Below are 17,755 nucleotides of genomic sequence, written 5' to 3' on the forward strand. Positions count from 1 at the left end.
GTGCAGCTCGGACAGCAAGCGACGATGGAGCCGGTCCCAGACTCCGGCCTCGCACCAGCGGCGGAACCGCCTCCAGCAGGTGATGCCGGATCCGAAGCCGAGTTCGGGTGGCAGGTGCTTCCAGTTGATCCCGGTATAGAGCACGAACAGGACGCCTTGCAGGCACTTCCGGTCATCCAACGGCACCGGACCACGTGACCCGGGGCGATGCTCAGGCAACAGCGCCGCGATCCGCGCCCACAGGCCTTCATCAATCTCCCAAGGCTTCGCCATGCCCGTTCAACGAGCAAACCCGAAACCCTGCACCGGACAACCAGTCCGATCGCCAACGAACTTGAAACCAGTTCTATGGCTCAGGCTCGTCCGAGTCGTCAGGGGCTGATGCCCGAGCAGCCCAGTTGAAGCCGCAACGCCGTCTTCCAAATCTATTCGCCCAGTGTTGCCAGCGTCTCCTTGACGGACGCGCTCACTGGAAGGTCGTCCGTGACCTCGCACCATTGGAAGTCGTCATGCTCGGTCAGAGCGACGGGCTCGATGGCACCGACCTCAATGGCGAAGTTGAACTGACGGCTCAGCTTGCCGCTGCCACTGGTGTAGTCGAAGTGGCCGAGGTAGGCAGTCACTTCGGAGAGGTCAAGACCGGTCTCCTCCTTGGCCTCACGGGCGAGAGCGGTGTCAAGTCGCTCGCCGGGGTCAACTTTCCCGCTGGGGAGTTCCCACAGGCCGCCCATGAAGTCGTCGGCCGGACGCTTCAGGAGCAGCACCTGGTCGCCATCGGCGATGACGGCGCCGACAACGAGCCGGGCGATCCCGTCCTGTTCGGCTGCAGCGGTGAGATTGTCGACCAACTGGTCATCCATGTTCGGCTTCTGTCTCGATGAGATCGGTGTGGTGGGCGCTGACTTTCCGGAACGCCTCAAGGTAGGCATCGGCGGTCTCCTCGCCGTCCTCGCAGTGCCAGACGGGGAGCTTGATGATGCTGCCATGGAAGGTCTCAGCTTTGGGGAACTGCCCTGGAGCATAAGCGAAGCGGCGTGAGAGGGCAGGGAAGAGCGGGCCGGGTTCTTGGAAGAGCGGCAGGAGGTTCAGCGGGCAGGTCGAACCGGGCCTGTCGGCCTCGGTCGCACCTTCCGCTTGTAGGGCGGCGAAGTAGCGGTCGAGCGGGTCCGTCCAGCTGCTCGGGCCGGTAGCGAAGGATCAGGCCGTACCAGGAGGAGCGATCGCTCTGAGCGGGAACGATCGGCTCAACGCCCGGTACGTCCCGCAACCGTTCGCACAGGTAGTCGGCAATCCTGTGGCGGCCGGCGAGGTAGGTGTCGAGGTTGCTGAGCTGGTTGAGGCCGATCGCCGCGGCGAGGGGGTGGATGCGGTGCTTGAGGCCCATGCCGGTGACCGCGTACCGGTGGAGCGGATAGGTTTCGGGGATCTCGTTGCGGCAGCGCTTGTTGTACTGGCCGTGGAGGAGCGCGCGGTGGTAGACCTCCGCATCATCAGTGAGGAGAAACCCACCCTCACCTGCTGAGAGAGGCTTGGGGCCGTTCATGCTGAAGGCCGCCGCATCGCCGAACGAGCCGACCCTGCGGCCGGAGACGGTCGCGCCGTGGGCATGGGAGCCGTCCTCGAACAATTTGAGCCCGTGCTGATCGGCGAGGTCGCGAAGCTGAGCGACCTGCGCTGGGGTTCCCCACATATAGGTGACGGCGATGGCCCTGGTGCGGTGGGTGATCCGGGGGGCGACGTCGGCCGGGTCGAGATTGCCGCGGTCGTCACACTCGGCCAGGACCGGGTCGCGCCGAGGTGCAAAAGCGGTGTGACCGTGGCGAAGAACGTGTAAGCCGGGACGATCACCTCCATGCCCGGCCCGATCCCGGCCACGGCGTACATCGAGTACAGCGCGGCCGTCCCCGAGCTGGTGAGCACTGCGTAGCGGACGCCGAAGTAGTCGGCGAGCGCGTCTTCCAGCTCGGCGACGACGCCGGAGCAGTCATAGATCGACACTGCCCGGTCGAGTTGGTCGGCCACCGCTTTGCGAGTCGCGTCGGTGACCGGCGGCCAGGTGAAGTGCGGTTGAGACATGAGCACAGCGGGTGTGCCGCCGAGCAGCGCGAGCGGGGACGAGGTCACAGCAGCTCCTTCGGGTTGACGGCCGCGCGGGTGCGCGCAGAGGTGTAGCAGGCGGTGATGAAGGCCAGATGCGCCAGGTGCTCGGCCGGGCCGCTGGGGTTGGTTCTGGTGCCAACGATGACACGTGCGAAGTGGTCGATCTGCGCGGTCGCCGCGGCCGGCCAGGACTGCTCTCGGGTCAGAGACTCGATGACCTCACCATGGTTGTCAAGGCGGCGCAAGCGGCCCCGTTCGAGGCTGACAATGCCTCTGGAGCCGACGAGGCGGATCTGCTCGCTCTTGGGACCGATGAACCGCGACAGCAGCGCCGATCCGTACAGGCCGGAGTCGTAGCCGAAGTGGATGAGGGCGGTGCCCTCGGCACCGTAGGTCCGGTCGGACCGGGCGGTCGCGGAGGTGTCGGCCAATACGCGATCGGGCATGCTGCAGCACCACAGGAGCATGTCGATGACGCCGTGTTCGGCGGCGATCTCAATGACTTCGCGGCCGACGTGGTGGGGGACGCAGACCACGACCAAGTCGAGCGCTTCGGAGTCGAGCATTTCGCGGAAGTCGTTGTAGCCCTTGATATACAGTTGGTACTGGAGTTCGCGAACCAGAAGTTCCCCGAGTACGAGACCCTGGAGCCGTTCGCCGACCGCGTCGCGAAGCGCCTGGGCACCATCGAAACCGAGACCGGCCGGGCCGCCACGCCCGCCGAGATCGCAAACGTGAAGCGGGAGGAAGCCTCCCGGCAGCGCACGTCCGTGGTGGGCTACAACCTCGTGTTCTCACCCGTCAAGTCGGTGTCGATCATCTTCGGCCTCCACCCGGATGAACGCGTCCGCACCGCGGTGAAGGCCGCGCACGACGCCGCCGTGGCTGCGGTGATCGACATGCTGGAGCAGCACGCGGCATTCACCCGCTCGGGGTCGGCGGGGTCGCGCAGATCGAGACGAACGGCTTGATCGCCGCCGCCTTGACCACTTCGACTCGCGCGCTGGCGACCCCGACCTCCACACCCACCTCGCGGTGGTCAACAAGGTGCAGGGCAAGGACGGGAAGTGGCGGTCCCTCGACGGATCGGCGCTGTGTGCGCTCGGCGTGGCAGCCTCGGAGACCTACAACTCGGCGGTCGAGGCCGAGATGACGCCCTGGCTCGGGGTCGCCTTCGCGGACCGTCCCGGACCGACGCGCAACGGCCGCCCGGTGCGCGAGATCGTCGGCATCGACCCCGCAATCATTAAGCACTTCTCGGCACGACGCAGCGACATCGAGTCCCGCTACGCCGAACTGCGCTCGAACTACCAGGCCACGCACGGGCGCGAACCGGATGCGAAGGCCGCGTACGAGCTGGCGCAGCAGGCGACGCTGGAGACGCGCGGCGCGAAGGACATGGTCCGCTCACTGGAGCAGATGCGCGCCGACTGGACCGCCAACCTCACCGGCCGATTCGGGCCGAACGCGCTCGACCAGATCACCGCCACGGTGAACGCCGCCCTGGAACCGGTCGCAGCGTTGGAAGCCAAGCAGATCAACGAGCTCGCTGCGCGCGTCGTGGAGGTGATCGGTGAGGCACGGGCGACGTGGACGCGGTGGAACATCCACGCTGAGACGATGCGCCAACTCCGCACCGAGCACGTCTTCACCACACCGCAGGCGCAGCGCGAGGCCGCCGAGCAGATCGTCGCCGCCGCGCTCGGCGAGGGCGTCTCGATCCGGATCGGCATGCCCGCTCCCGTCGAAGTCCCCAAGGTGCTGCGCCGCTCGGACGGCGTCTCGGTGTTCGAGAAGCACGAAGGCCACCGGTTCACCTCGCAAAAGATCCTCGACGCCGAGACCCGCCTGGTTGACGCCGCGAGCACCGCCACCGTGTACTCCGCCAGTGCCGAAGCGGTCCGCGGGCAGCCCGATGCGTTCGAATCCGACTCCGGTCGGACGCTCGACACTGGCCAGCGGCGCCTCGTCGAAGCGTTCGCGACCGACAACCGGCTCCTGGCAGTCGGCATCGGCCCCGCAGGGTCGGGCAAGACCACCGCGATGCGCGCCTACGGGGACGTGCTCGACGCCGAAGGACACCGCCTGATCGGACTCACGCCCTCAGCGAAGGCCGCCAAAGTCCTCGAGCACGAGCTCGGCATCCGCTGCACCACCATTGACAAGTTCCTGTGGGACATCAGCCCCGGCAACCGCCGCTCCGGCCCCGAACTCGTCGCAACCCTTCGGCATGAGGACACCCGCCTCGATGCCGAGCAAGACATGGGCGCGGGCCGGGTGCGCTCCAGCGCGGATCGATCCGCCCCCTTTGGGTCCGGCCAGCTGGGACTGCGCCCCGGAGATGTGATCCTGGTCGACGAGGCGTCGATGGCCGGGACGTTGAACCTCGACCGGGTCACCGCCCTCGCCGCCCACGCGGGTGCACAAGTCCGGCTCCTGGGCGACGCCCACCAGCTCGGCGCCGTCGCCTCCGGCGGCGCCCTCCGGTTGATCGCCGCCAAGGCCGGCGCGACCGAACTCAACGAGCTCCACCGCTTCAAAGACCCGGCCTTCGCCACCGCGTCACTGGAGCTGCGCGTGGGGAGCGGGAACGCCCTCGACTACTTCCAGAACCGCGGCCGACTCGTCGGAGGGACCGAAGACGCCATGGCCGGCGCGCTCTATGCGGCGTGGAAAGCCGACACCACCGCCGGGAAGCGCAGCCTCATGCTCGCCAAGGAGAACAAGGCCGTCTCGGCCCTGACCGCGAAAGCAAGGGCCGACCGAGTCGCGGCAGGCGAAGTCAAGGACCATGGCATCGCCCTGCACGACGGGAACACCGCCGGGCGCGGGGACTGGGTCGTCACCCGCGAGAACGACTCTCGACTGCGGTACTGCCGCGGCAAGGACACCGTCCGCAACGGCGAAACCTGGACCGTCATCCGCACGTTCAAAGACGGGTCCATGAAGGTCAAGAACCACACCTCGAAAGCCACCACTACCCTGCCCGGCTGGTATGTCAAGCAGCAGGTCGAGCTTGCCTACGCCTCTACGGTCGCCCGGTCGCAGGGCATGACCGTCGACACCGCGCACCCGCTCATGACCGCGGGCATGGACCGCAACGCGCTGTATGTGGCCGCGACCCGCGCCGCCGAGACCACCACGCTCTACGCCGTCACCCACACCCCACTCCCCGCCGCACCGGACGACCGGACCTGGCGGCCCGGGTGAGACCCCGACGCCACCGCCGCCCGCGAAATCGCCGAACAGATCCTCAACACGCAGCCCGACGACGCCTCCGCAACGGAAGCGATCGAGCTCGCCGCACACCAGGCCGAATGGCTCTCGACGCTGGTGCCGCAGTATCGGTATGCCCTCGGCCGGATCGCCACCGCCCACTACACCGAGCTCATCGAGCAGAAGGTCAAGCCGCACTTGAGCGCCGACGCTTAGGCCGACCTCCAGGGCAACGGGCACGGCGCGCTCGCCCGCACCCTCGCGACCGCCGAAACCAAGGGCTGGAACGCCGAACAGCTCCTCGACCTCACCTGCCGCCGCACCTTCGACGACGCAATCTCCCCCGCCGCAGTCTTGACCGCGCGGGTCCAGAAGCTCACCACCGACCACCCCGCGCCCCCGCCCGGCATACAACCCGAGGCCCGCGATGTCGTCTACTACGCGCGGCTCATCAACGACCACCACCCACGCATCCACCTCGACCCCGACACCGCGCTCAACCCGCCCGCCACGAAGTACCCCGCGACCGACGCGAACCGGATTGCCGCACAGCCAGATGCTGACCGGTACAGCGCCGAGCTCACCGAAGTCCTCGGCGATCAGCAGGCCTCGCGGATCGGCAATGAGCGGGCCTGGCCCGCCGTTGTCGGGGCGCTCGGCCGGGCCGAAGACACCGGCCAGCACTCCCACGAAGCCCTCCGCCGCGCCCTCGCGCAACGCGACCTCGACGGGCTGGACTCCATGAGCGAGCTCCTGGCCTGGCGGCTCGACCGCCAGACCCGCCTCATCGCTCACGATCCCACCCATTCCGGCCAGGCGCGGCCCGCGATCGCGTGGACGTTGAAGGCATGGGAGACCCGTACCGGGTCCGATGCCGCCTACCTCGTCGACGCCCTCGCCCCCGGCCGCGGACTCGACAACCTCGCCCTCGCAGTCAGTCACGCCACCACCGAATCCATGCGCCGCGAAGCGAAGGACGAGAACCCGACCGGCCTGCCCTGGCTGGCCTACCCCACCCACGTCCTCGACAACGACACCGCCGAAGAAGGCATGCGCGAGTTCGCCGCACACCTCGCCAGCGCCATCCGAAGCCGTGCCGGAGCACTCGCCGAGGCCGCCGTGGACGACCTGCCCGAATGGACTCGCGCCTTCGGACCCGAACCAGCCGACTCCACCGAACGCGAGGCCCGCGAAGCGGCTCTCCGCCTCGCCGCCGCCCACCGCGACCAACACAACATCACCACGGACGACCCCGCCAACTCGCTCGGCCCCTACCCGATCACCGGCCGTGCCGGACACCGCGAATGGTGGGCATCAGCATCCGCCGTCCTCACCCGCAACACCATCGACGAGACAGCCACCCCGACCGGACTCGGTGCCTTCGTGGAGCAGCACCTTGCCGGCGCCATCGCCCACGACCTCTACAAGGCCATCCCCGAAACCGAACGAGCCGAACTCCACGCAAGCCTCGCCGCCAAACTCGACTCGATCACCACCACCGCGCTCGAAAGGGACCCCGAAGCCGTCGTGAACCATTCGGCTGCCGCATCCGCACTCCTCGCTTCACTCGCTGATGCCGGCCACCTCACCCCACGGACCGCCGCCGACCTCGGCATCACCAAACCGCACCTCAACCAGGATCAACCCGACCAAGCCGGAAGTATCACGGTCTCTCCCAATGCGGTGCGGGTCGAAATCGGTGGTCCCGAATTCACCTCCTCGGTCACGCCGATATCGAGCCCTCGGCTTCTCTACTGAGACCATTACAACTCGGTTGCAATCGGTTGGAGCGCGACATGTTCAGCGGGCCACCCAAACTCTCAAATACACAGCCAACCCCCAAGACACCGTTGATTCATCGTCTCTCGAGGCCGGTGGAAGTGAGGTCAGCCGAGTACACAGACCCTGCTCAAAGTCGGTTGCCAAGCACGATCGTGAGAACGACGCGTACTTGGACTTTTCCGGTTGACGAGTGCTTGAAATCTAGGAACCTGAGGCCTCGGAGTGCACTGCGATCCGCTTGGCAGTCGTTGCTCTTCCTACGCAAGGCAGATCGTGAAACAATTCCGTCCGACGCCTCTGGTACACATCGAGTGAGCCGAGAGGTCCCTGACTAAGCCGAACCGAGGTTACAAGTTGAAGCACAAGGTCATCGAGGCGCCGCTACCCGTGGGCGCGACCGACACCGCATTCGCCGGAACGAATTCGGTTCGCCATGATCCGCCCTCTGTGCGCCATATGCGAGTCGATTTCGGCCAGAGCGCCGTCGAGGACGCCGACCAGTGACCGCCTTCGATGACGTGGTTCGGCGCATCACCCTCGCCCCCGACGCCGGGCTGGTCAAGAGTCTCGGGGCCAACCACACCTTGGAATCGGCGATCGCCGACCTCATCGACAACAGCATCGACGCCGGAGCGACGCGAGTGTCGATCCGTCTGCTGACACGTGACGATCGGCTCGTACAGGTTGAGGTTCTCGACGACGGTCACGGCATGGACGACGATGTCATCAACGCCGCCATGACGATCGGCCATCAGCGTGAGTACAACGACGACGATCTCGGCCATTTCGGGATGGGTCTGAAGGCGGCATCCTTCGGCCACAGCGACGCGCTCACCGTGTGGTCGAAGAAGGAGGGGGTCGGGCCAGTCGGACGACGGATCCAACGTGCCGACTTCTCCAGAGACTTCACCTGTGAAGTGCTGTCCACCGACGCCGCAGCGGAGCACTCAGCCAGCCGAATGACGATTCTAGGCTCCGAGAGGGGAACTTCCGTCGTCTGGACCGACGTGAGAAATACCTACCGCGGGCGCAATCCTGACGAGGCCCGCAGTTGGCTGGCGACCTGCAACCAGGCTTTGCGTTCACATCTCGGCGTCACATTCCACCGTCTCCTGACCGATGGCCGCCTCAAGGTCGATGTGCTCGTCGACGAGCTGGAGGAAGCACTCGCATCTCCCGGTGAGCCGATCCTCCCCATCGATCCGTTCGGCTACGCCAGCTCAGGACATCCGAGGTACCCGAAGGTCCTGATCGCCAAAGCCGGCGAAACGCGGGTCGAACTGACGTGCCATGTGTGGCCGGCGAAGGCTGACGTCACCGGCTTCCGGATCGGCGGCATGCCAGGGGAAGCGTTTCAAGGCTTCTTCATCTATCGCAACGACAGGCTCCTACAGATGGGCGGATGGTCGAACACCGCCAACCCGGGCCCTGCACGTCAATTGGCACGCGTCGTGCTCGAGGACAGCACGGCAATCGGGTCGTTCCTGACGATGAACCCGGAGAAGAGCGGTCTCAAGTTCGAACCGATCTTTCACGACGCGATCAACCACGCGGCAGCGTCCGATGGGACCAGTTTCATCGAGTATCTGCAGGACGCCGAGTCCATCTATACCGACGCGAGGAAGCGTCGACGCCAGCGAAAACCCGTGATCATGCCCGACAAGGGCTTCGCGCCGACAATCCGCAGGCGAATCGGAGCCGAGCTCCAATTCATCGAAGATGATCCGATCCAGATCAAGTGGAGGCGGATGGAGGCAGGAGAATTCTTCGACATCGACTTCGCTGCGAAAACGCTGTGGCTCAACAGTCTCTACCGCTCACTGTTCGCTCCGAACGGAGGCAGTCTCAACGACGCCCCGGTCCTCAAGGCCCTGATGTTCCTGCTGACCCATCATGTCTTCGAGGGCAGGCACCTCGGGGCGAAGGACAAGGACGAGATTGCACTGTGGAAGAGCATCCTCGGCGCCGCGGTGGTCGCTGAGGAGAACATGCGCAACAAGTAAGGTCGTGCCCGATGACAGCATCGTCTGACGACGCAAGACACCTCACCTTCACCACCCTCGATGAACTTTGGGGCAGCGGAGTCCCGATGGTGTTGCCCATCAAAGGGGAGCCGCCCTGCCGACTTCAGTTCGATCCCAAGAACAGGATCCTCACGCTCGTTACGCTCTATGAGGCACCTGAACCTGATGTGGCCAGGCTCAAGAACGTCAAGTTCAACGCCTTCGTCTCAGGGGACGAAGACTTGGCCGAGCTGGTCGTCCAGGTCGAGGGCAACGTCCGCGGAGCATACGGACTGCTCGCCGGCATCGCCGACGAGCTCCAAGTCGAGAAACTGCCGTTGGCAGCCGCCGTCGCGACGGGCGTGGCTCGACATCGCAACATACTCGCCGGCCGCGGCGCACTCACGACCGAGCAGGAGGTGGGGCTGTTCGGCGAGCTGTTGTTCCTGGAGTTCCTCATCCACGCGATCGGCCCCGGTCCCGCAGTGTCCGCCTGGCAGGGACCTGCCGCTGAGGAGCACGACTTCACACTCGCTTCCGCGCACATCGAGGTGAAGACAACCACCTCAGAGCGCCGAAGACATGTGATAAACGGACTTGAGCAGCTCGTACCCCTGCGGGACGTGCCGCTGAGCCTGCTTTCAATCCAGCTCACTCGTAGTTCACCTGACGGCGGACGATCGTTGCCACAAATCGTGGCCGAAGTCAGAACCCTGGCCGGCGGGCACCAGGTGATCGTCAACGCCATGCTCGACACCTTCGGTTGGCAGGCGGAAGACGCTGACCTTTACTCGACTCATTGGGCCGTGCGATCCATCCCGAGGGCTTACTCGGTGAACCATGAGTTCCCCGCAATGACCCCCGACTTGATCGGCCCTGTCGTGCCGAACTTCGCACTCCTATCAGACGTCTCATACAAGGTAGATCTGACCAACCTGGACTTCGACACGCTGCCGAAGCCGATAGCTGGCTTCGTAGAACTGAAGGAGAACCGACTCACATGACCTTTCAGCGCCCTACTTGGTCAGATGCGCTCAAGTATGCATTCAGCGCCCTCTCGAACCTAGAACCGGCTCCCCTGTCCCCGATTCTGGACACCATGGCAGGCGCCCCGGTTCCGGACGACGAACTGATCGAGTTCGTCAGGAGCGCCGACGAGAACGATTCAACCCGCACCCAGATCAGAATGGCGCTGGCGAAGTGGGACGCAGACGAGGCACCCGGGCGCGACACTGTTGCACGCTCGGACGCTCGACGTGCGGAAATCTATGCAGCGCTTGGACTCTCTGACTCAGTGGCAGCGGCCTTCGCGGAACACTTTCCCGTCTTCGAGGCACCCGCCATCGTCATTTCCAAGGCATTTCAGCCCTGGTACGCCGATGCACGGAAACGACGCACGAACGTCTACTGGGACGACTATGAGTCCTACCTCCGCGACGTCAAGAAGTGGTCTGCCCCCTCAATCGCGTCTCTCGAACAAACCACCACGGAGATCGTTGAGCGGCTAAGCGATCCGGTCCGTACCGACATCAAGCAGACCAAGGGACTGGTCGTCGGGTATGTACAGAGCGGGAAGACCGCCAACTTCACCGGTGTGGTTGCCAAAGCCGTTGACGCCGGATACCGACTGATAATCGTTCTCACAGGAACGATCGAGATCCTACGTGCACAGACCCAACGACGGATGGACATGGAGCTCATCGGACGCGAGAATATCCTCCGCGGCCTGGACCCATCCGACCCGAAGGTTGCCAGGGAACTGGACTACCAGCATGACGAGGACTGGCACGCCGACAAATTCGTCAGGCACGGTGCGATGCTCGACCAACCGCACGTGGTCCACATCGACCGAGTCACCACACATCGAAGCGACTACAAGCGGCTCCCGCAGGGACTGACGAAACTTCGATTCTTCCGCACGGACAAACAGCGACTGCTCAACGATCCGATCAACCTGTTCAACGCCAACGCCTACGTCGCCGTCATAAAGAAGCACAAGGCACCGCTGGAAAAGCTGCTCGCCGACCTGAAGCCGCATAAAGGAGACCTGGCCCAGCTACCGGTGCTGATCATCGACGACGAGTCGGATCAAGCATCCGTGGACACGACCAATCCAGCGAAGTGGAACAAGGATTCCACCACGATCCGTGAGCGCACCAAAATCAACGAGCTGATCACCGAGATTCTCAAAGTCTGTCCTCGGGCCCAGTACGTCGGCTACACGGCGACTCCGTTCGCAAACGTGCTTGTGGATCCCGATGACGGACGGGACCTCTTCCCGGCTGACTTTGCCCTGTCGCTTCGCCCACCACCGGGATACATGGGCGTCAAGGAATTCCACGACGTCGGCAAGCGCTGGGACGACGAAGACAAGACCTTCCGCACTTCAAACGAGAAGGCGCACGTCCGAGCTTTGATCGGAGACGTGTCGAGCAACCCAGATGCTCGGGTCAAGGAACTCCAGGAGGCTCTCGACGCATGGGTGCTCTCCGGCGCCATCAAGAAATTCCGTGAAAGCAAGGGCGCCAAATCTTACCGCCACCACACCATGCTGATCCACGAGTCCGCCAAACAAGCTGAACACGACGTGGCTGCCAGCGACGTTCGTACGCTATGGCACCGCTCGAAGTTCAACTCCACCGAAGGACACGCTCGTCTCAAGTCCCTCTATGACGACGACTATCACCCCGTGATGATCGCTCGGGCGAACGGTGAGGACGTCCCCAACTCATTCGACGAGCTCAAGCCTTTCATCGGTGAGGCCCTCGCTCAGATCACTATCGACGGCGACCCGATCCTGATCGTCAACTCCGACAAAGAGATCAAGAAGCAGCAGAAGAAGCTCGACTTCGAAGCTGACAAGGTCTGGAGGATCCTGGTCGGCGGCAATCAGCTGAGCCGAGGCTTCACCATCGAAGGACTCACGATCTCCTACTTCCGGCGCAAGGCCGGTCAAGCCGACACGTTGATGCAGGCTGGCCGTTGGTTCGGCTTTCGACCCGGCTATCAGGACCTCGTCCGCCTCTACATCCGGCGTGACGAGACGGTCGACCTGTACGACGCGTTCGAAGCTCTTCTGCTCGACGAGGAGGCATTCCGAACGGAGCTCAAACAGTACGAAGGCTTCGACGAGGATGGCATGCCGTGCATCGAGCCCCGCCAGATCCCGCCGCTCGTGAGCCAGCATCTCCCTGGGCTCAGGCCCACGGCGCGAAACAAGATGTGGAACGCCGTCATCGCGGCCAAGGCCACCGCAGGCGGATTCCAGGATCGCTACAGCCTGCCTCGACGCGGCGACGCAGCCAATCTGGCGAATCTCCACGAGGTCGGGGTGCCACTGCTCAGTCACGTTCGTAGAACAGTCTCTCTCCCGTTTAAGTTGAACGATGGACCCACCGGGAACGAGACCTTCATGATCGGTACCGTCGGAAGTGCCGACTTCTTCAGGACCCTGTCGAAATACAGTTGGCACCCGGAATACGACGAGGTAATCACCCCCTTCAAGGCATTCCTGGAAAGGGCGACGGCCGACGGCCGCATTTCAGAGTGGGTCATCGCATGGCACCAGCCCTCGAAGCACGCAAATTTGGTCAACTTGGATGGCCTGGGCGCCTCGCCCATCGTCACCCGCAAGCGTCGTGCGGCTCCGCGAACCGACTTTGCCGGCTCCGACCGCAAGCACACCGCAGCGCTTGAACCAATTGCCGCGGGCAGTGATGTTCCGGGACTTCCGGGCGCCGAGGCGCGAGGGGTCGTGCTCGTCTACCTCGCCGACGACAGGCCCGAGGATGCACGGATGAAGACAATCGGAGACGTCGACGCAGACCATGTCATCCCCCTGCTGTCATTTGCAACCCCTCGTTCCGCAACACCGCACAGGAGGGACCTGATCCAGTGGACGGTGCAAGTGAAAGAACAGGAGAGCGATGCCGCCGTTTGGCGTCCGCCCAATTAATTGCGAGGCCCTAGGCCACAGGCCGACCAGCTGAGAATGTGGGCCGGCCAGCCAACAAGTGACCGGAACCGTCGGACAGACTTGATCGGGGAGCGACCTTCTGGGTAATCGGGATCCGGTGCCCATACGATCTGTGACTCAGGCCGTCGTGAGGTCATCAACTAGATGGTTGAAATCCTTCAGACGGCGCTGTTCGCGCATTTCGGTCCACGCGTTCCGCTGTTCCTTATTGCCATGTGCTCGGACGGCGGACTCCATCTCCTCGAACGCAACGTGGTACACGGCGTCAGTCTCACCCGTTCCTCTCGTCAGAGCCAGCAACCTCGTGGGGAATGGCTCCGCGGTCACCGCGACAAGGTGAGGCGTCCGGCCCCTCCTGGCGACTATGAGCTGCTTGAACTCCTGACGCACATTCTGAGCCCGATCCGACCGCATGGTCCATTTACACGAAACCACGGCATGAAGCATTCGCACGCCGGCGAGCTCCTTTCCCACAGTCACATCCGGTTTGATCTGGTAGTCGGAGCCAAGCAAGGTACGCAAGCTCGGCTGCTCTGCGAACAGCTTCGCCATATCTGCCAGGTGTCGATATTGTTCGAAGACCTCGATCTTCTCCGACCCGACCACCCACCCCGAGTCGATGTCGGCGACCTTGAGCGGACCGGCGGGGTTATTCGGCAGTTGCTCTCCGAACCGCCGGAACGTGCCTTCAGGCAGTCGCTCGCGGAGGTGTTCCCTCACGGCCGCCTCCAGCGGCGACCCGAGCGAGTTGCCCTTCTCGCCCTCCCTGACCTCAAGTTCGATCTCAACACCGATCGACCTGTAGACGTCATGGGCAATCGCCAGGCTCTGCTGGTTGTCGACGTCGGAGATGTTCGGTGCCGCTGGACTTCCCACCACCTCGATCGACTTCCGGTTGTTCGTCTTCTTGTAGTAGAGCAACGGTCGAAGCCATTCAGGTGCCACCATGGAGATCCTTCCTTAGAGGCAAATACCCGTGTCACGCTCCAGAATTTCGGTCATTCAGCGCTGAGGAGGTGGATCATGACGAATTCGTACAGGAGCGGCGACGCCATCCTACACTTCACGACCGCATCGTTACGACTACGAGTGGGGGCACGGGTAACTGCGTCCGCGGCCATCTGATATTCGGGGCCGTTCAGGACCGAGAACCCATTGAGATGGCCGCGCGGCCCGTGGGCACGTGGCAGCCGCTGCCAGCGACGCCGATCCCGGTCGCTAGTAGGTTCCAACCGGCAACGATTGAACCGGCTCGTATTCCCGCGCCACGACCGAGGGTCTGCCTTTGAATATCGTCACAGGTCGACCATCGCCGGTGTCAGGCACCAACCGCACAGAGATCCACTCCCCCTTGCTTGGCACTGGCAGTGCGAGCTCCCGCGCGATCCGAGGGTGGTCGCTCTGATGGCCGAGGATCACGATCCCCTCCAACCAAAGTTGCAGCCGGCTGTCACGGACCCGCTTCGCGACGTCCGTCTGCATCGCGACAGGCTCGACCGAATCCCTGCCTATGATCTCGCCCTGTACTCGGCGAAACAGCTCATTCACCCGTTGCTGCCCAGACCGGAAGGCGAGAATCCGATCCCTCGTGTTCTCCGGCAGATGAAGAAGGCGGTTGACCGGTAGCTCTCCGTCGGGAACGAGCCAGTGGATCATCTTCTTACCCTCCTTGGACACGCCACGCTTGCTGTCCCGATTCCCTCCGCCCCTCAACACCGCTTCGGTGGTCCTGATGAGTCCGACTGTGAACCTGGACCCTCGATCATCCGCATGGAGCAACAGGCACAGATGCCCCACGGCCTCCATCGGAATCGTCCAGCCGCTCGCGGAAAGCGAGAACTTGGCGTCTACCTGACGGTCTTCGATGACGTAGTCCATCGGTCGGCCTTTCTCCAAGCCGAACTCTGAGCGGACTACGATCTCGACCTTCGTGCCGATGTAGGTCTTCTCGGTCTTCTCGAGCTCGGCGACGTCGTATCGTCCGGTTCGCACTCCGTCGAGAACCTCGTTGAAGGACCGACGGAACACCAGGCCGAATCGCCTCTCGAAGTCCTCTTGAGCCCGGAACCAGTCCGCAACCGCCGCCAGATCGGGATCTTGCTCGTAGACGAGATCAGATCGGTTGGGCCACACAGCATCAATACCGGGAAGTCTTTCCATGAGGACACCCTGCCACACCCGGCCGACGTCCGGTTACCGTCTGACCGCCGGTGGCCCCGCTCGAGATTCAGAAGCTCGAAGCCGCGGTGAGCCGTCGCGGTCACCTCTTGGTTCGTTCCGCCTCGACGATCTCGACGAGACGGCGAGCGGCGGACACCGGGTCCTCATGTTCCCAGAAGCGCACCACGGTCCATCCGGCTTGACGAAGCGCCTCGTCGGTCTCCTGGTCGCGTTCTCGGTTCCGTCGGACCTTCTCGGCCCAGTACTCCATATTGGTCTTGGCTGCGGTGTGGTGTTCGGGACATCCGTGCCAAAAGCATCCGTCGAGGAACACCGCGATCCTGGTCCTGGTGAACACCATGTCCGCGGTACGTCTGACTTCGGGCAACGGACGGATCGATACCCGATAGCGCAGACCGAGCGCGTGAGCCTCCCGTCGGAGGCGGAGCTCCGGTTTCGTGTCGCGCCCTTTGTTCGACTGCATGCTTCGGCGCACGCCCTCATTCGAGGCCCACGAAGTCGAAGCCGCCATCTTGCTACGCCCTACTCGTCGCCGTTCTTCGAACCGTGATCCGGGAAGGCGACCCTGTGAACGTGTTCGGCGATCGCCTTGCCCAACAGCGGCGGAACCGCGTTGCCGATCTGGCGGGCGACTTCGATCTTGCTGCCCTCGAAAACGAATTCGTCGGGGAAGGACTGTAGACGTGCGGCCTCGCGGTGCGTGATGGGCCGATCGGCTACCGGGTGGAGATAGCGCCCCTTCTCCGGCTTGTAGAACTCGGTCCGGATCGTGACCGAGGGGCGGTCCCACCACAGTCGGCCCATGACGTCGGTCGTGCCGGTCGGCTTGTTTCTCCAGCAGTCGGGAAGAAGGTCGGGCCGGTTCCTGGCCAGATCGAAGCGGTTGCCGCCTTCCGGAATCGCCTTGTAGCGCTCAAGGGACATAGGACGCGGGTTACGGCGAAGATGTAGATCCTGCCGTTCACCGTCCCATCCGATCTCGTCGGCTTTCGGCTTCGCCGGAAGGTTTGCTATCACGTCTCGAACGGTGGCATACGGCCGTTCTCCCGGAGATTCCGGTCCGTGCGTCGGAGGTGGGGGCCACGGAACCTCGTCGACACCCCGAACCGCCATGAAGATGCCGCGACGCCGGCTTTGCGGAACACCGTAATCGGCGGCGTGCAGCACTCCGTAGCCGAAGGAGTATTCCTTCAACAGGGGGTCGGACTCCATGAGATGCAACAGCTCGGCGAACTGAGCCGAACGTTGGAACTCCGGCACGTTCTCGATCACGAACGCCTTCGGCTTCACCTCGTGGACGGCTCTGAGGTACTGCTGCCATAGTTCGTTCAACTGCGCACGGGATTCGTCGTCGCGGTTTCGCCCGAGAGGTGAGAAGCCCTGACAGGGGGGCCCACCGATGATGACTTCGCCCTCACGGAAGTCCTCCACCATCTCGATATCGCCGGTGTAAACCTCACAACCGAAGTTCCGCTTGAAGGTACGGGCAGCCGCATCGTCGATCTCGACTGCGAAGACCGGCTCGTATCCTCGACCAGCGAGCTCGAATCCGTGGCTGAGCCCGCCCGCGCCAGCGAAGAGGTCGATCGTTCGGATCACGTTCGCCATCGGTCCCGCCTCTCTTTGGTCGATCACACGCGATCGATCATACGAACCACCTGTGACAAGATCTTCTCGAACGGCTCCCTGCATGATCACATCCTAACCGAGGTGTATTACACCCGTCGAGGGCGGCGATCATGGCGTGTCGTGAGCCTAATGCTCCGTGGGCGAAAGCGGGTCGTCACTCGTATAGGTAGGGTTCAAGGCATGCCCAACCAACCCAAGACCCCGGCACGCACCTGCCGCATCCGGGATGAGGAATGGGAGACTCTCGGCGAGCTCGCCGCGGCTCAAGGGCTCACTCGCGGCCAGATCATTCGAGACCTGGTGCGCTGGTACATCGGTGAATCCGACGTGCCTCCACGACACCCGGCTGGCGGGGCCGGACGACCGTGATCAGGGGTTCCGAGGCGCCAGAACCGCGCCGATGAGCGAAGACATCTACGTGTTCGAGGCGATTCTCCTCAAACCGGCCATCACCGAAGCAGAGATCGAGGTCCGGATCAGGGCTGGCGAGTACCAGAAGGTCACCTGGGAGGACGACGGGCGGATCGGGGATGGGTACTTCGTCAAAGTCGGTGAGCACGGCATGATCGGGATCGCGATGAGTCCCGTGCTCGATGAGAACGGGAAGCATCGCCATCGCGGTATCGCCGTCGAGGCCAATCCTCTAGAGGAGGACCACCGGGACTCGACGATCGAGGTCGAACTGCGCAAGATCGTGGATGACTTCGGCTCCACCCCTGACGGCACTCCGCGTCGCTTCGAGCGAGCCGTCTACATCGAGAAGGGCGACGTCGAATTCAAGGTCTTCGTCAGCGGTAGCGAGATTGTTCGGGAGCAGGTCGAGCCGGCCAAGCCCACCACGACGCAGTCTGAGTCGAGCTAGGAGGAC

15 protein-coding genes and 2 pseudogenes are annotated in these 17,755 nt (G+C 63.8%); 9 read left to right on the forward strand and 8 right to left on the reverse strand.

Translation table 11 applies throughout. The features are described from left to right. The coding region (locus BLQ63_RS27155; protein WP_143015124.1) for a transposase at positions 1-273 on the reverse strand (273 nt) is incomplete at its 3' end. A gap of 152 nt (positions 274-425) precedes the next feature. Further along, positions 426-860, reverse strand: a complete 435-nt coding sequence (locus tag BLQ63_RS27160) for an NUDIX hydrolase (protein ID WP_091040679.1) — start codon at positions 858-860, stop codon at positions 426-428. Between BLQ63_RS27160 and BLQ63_RS28970 the strand changes: the two genes are divergently transcribed. Further along, positions 859-1,038, forward strand: a complete 180-nt coding sequence (locus tag BLQ63_RS28970) for a hypothetical protein (protein WP_218125542.1) — start codon at positions 859-861, stop codon at positions 1,036-1,038. The two genes, BLQ63_RS27160 and BLQ63_RS28970, sit on opposite strands and share 2 nt — an antisense overlap. Here the strand turns inward: BLQ63_RS28970 and BLQ63_RS29920 are convergent. Both BLQ63_RS29920 and BLQ63_RS27170 read right to left on the reverse strand, forming a co-directional pair. Further along, positions 995-2,076 (reverse strand): annotated as a pseudogene (locus tag BLQ63_RS29920) (DegT/DnrJ/EryC1/StrS family aminotransferase). The gene BLQ63_RS28970 and the pseudogene BLQ63_RS29920 overlap by 44 nt on opposite strands. 44 nt (positions 2,077-2,120) lie before the next feature. Further along, complete coding sequence (locus BLQ63_RS27170; protein ID WP_245681111.1) at positions 2,121-2,666, reverse strand: Gfo/Idh/MocA family protein; 546 nt, start codon at positions 2,664-2,666, stop codon at positions 2,121-2,123. A gap of 222 nt (positions 2,667-2,888) precedes the next feature. Here BLQ63_RS27170 and mobF point away from each other — a divergent pair. The 7 genes and pseudogenes from mobF to BLQ63_RS27200 form a co-directional block, all read left to right on the forward strand. Further along, positions 2,889-3,486, forward strand: a pseudogene (gene mobF, locus BLQ63_RS29510) (MobF family relaxase); the annotation flags it as partial. A gap of 33 nt (positions 3,487-3,519) precedes the next feature. Further along, the gene (locus BLQ63_RS27180; protein ID WP_419774946.1) at positions 3,520-5,310 is read left to right on the forward strand and encodes an ATP-dependent DNA helicase; all 1,791 of its coding nucleotides are present in this window, start codon (positions 3,520-3,522) and stop codon (positions 5,308-5,310) included. Positions 5,311-5,670: 360 nt separating this feature from the next. Next, complete coding sequence (locus BLQ63_RS27185; RefSeq protein ID WP_091040683.1) at positions 5,671-7,074, forward strand: hypothetical protein; 1,404 nt, start codon at positions 5,671-5,673, stop codon at positions 7,072-7,074. 378 nt (positions 7,075-7,452) lie between these two features. Next, complete coding sequence (locus BLQ63_RS28705) at positions 7,453-7,602, forward strand: hypothetical protein (protein ID WP_177155130.1); 150 nt, start codon at positions 7,453-7,455, stop codon at positions 7,600-7,602. Next, the gene (locus BLQ63_RS27190) at positions 7,599-9,101 is read left to right on the forward strand and encodes an ATP-binding protein (protein WP_091040684.1); all 1,503 of its coding nucleotides are present in this window, start codon (positions 7,599-7,601) and stop codon (positions 9,099-9,101) included. The genes BLQ63_RS28705 and BLQ63_RS27190 overlap by 4 nt, the downstream gene beginning before the upstream one ends. A gap of 11 nt (positions 9,102-9,112) precedes the next feature. Further along, positions 9,113-10,105: a PD-(D/E)XK motif protein gene (locus BLQ63_RS27195; protein ID WP_218125544.1), complete on the forward strand. Its 993-nt coding sequence runs from the start codon at positions 9,113-9,115 to the stop codon at positions 10,103-10,105. Further along, entirely contained in the window at positions 10,102-13,056 is a 2,955-nt protein-coding gene (locus BLQ63_RS27200; RefSeq protein ID WP_091040686.1) for a Z1 domain-containing protein, read from the forward strand. The genes BLQ63_RS27195 and BLQ63_RS27200 overlap by 4 nt, the downstream gene beginning before the upstream one ends. 138 nt (positions 13,057-13,194) lie before the next feature. Here BLQ63_RS27200 and BLQ63_RS27205 read toward each other — a convergent pair whose 3' ends face one another. The 4 genes from BLQ63_RS27205 to BLQ63_RS27220 form a co-directional block, all read right to left on the reverse strand. After that, on the reverse strand, positions 13,195-14,025 hold the full coding sequence (locus BLQ63_RS27205; protein WP_091040687.1) for an NgoMIV family type II restriction endonuclease: 831 nt from the start codon (positions 14,023-14,025) through the stop codon (positions 13,195-13,197). Between the two features lie 270 nt (positions 14,026-14,295). Further along, entirely contained in the window at positions 14,296-15,237 is a 942-nt protein-coding gene (locus BLQ63_RS27210; protein ID WP_143015126.1) for a NaeI family type II restriction endonuclease, read from the reverse strand. Positions 15,238-15,337: 100 nt separating this feature from the next. Beyond that, a complete protein-coding gene (locus BLQ63_RS27215; protein WP_091040689.1) occupies positions 15,338-15,769 on the reverse strand; it encodes a very short patch repair endonuclease in 432 nt (143 codons plus the stop codon). A gap of 11 nt (positions 15,770-15,780) precedes the next feature. Beyond that, positions 15,781-16,866 carry a DNA cytosine methyltransferase gene (locus BLQ63_RS27220; protein WP_091040690.1) on the reverse strand — a complete coding sequence of 362 codons (1,086 nt, stop codon included), beginning with the start codon at positions 16,864-16,866 and terminating at the stop codon, positions 15,781-15,783. Between the two features lie 421 nt (positions 16,867-17,287). Here BLQ63_RS27220 and BLQ63_RS27225 point away from each other — a divergent pair, with 421 nt between their 5' ends. Beyond that, entirely contained in the window at positions 17,288-17,749 is a 462-nt protein-coding gene (locus BLQ63_RS27225) for a hypothetical protein (protein WP_091040691.1), read from the forward strand. The last annotated feature ends 6 nt before the right edge of the window (positions 17,750-17,755 follow it).

This window comes from Glycomyces harbinensis, assembly GCF_900101745.1.
Classification (GTDB): Bacteria; Actinomycetota; Actinomycetes; order Mycobacteriales; family Micromonosporaceae; genus Glycomyces; species Glycomyces harbinensis.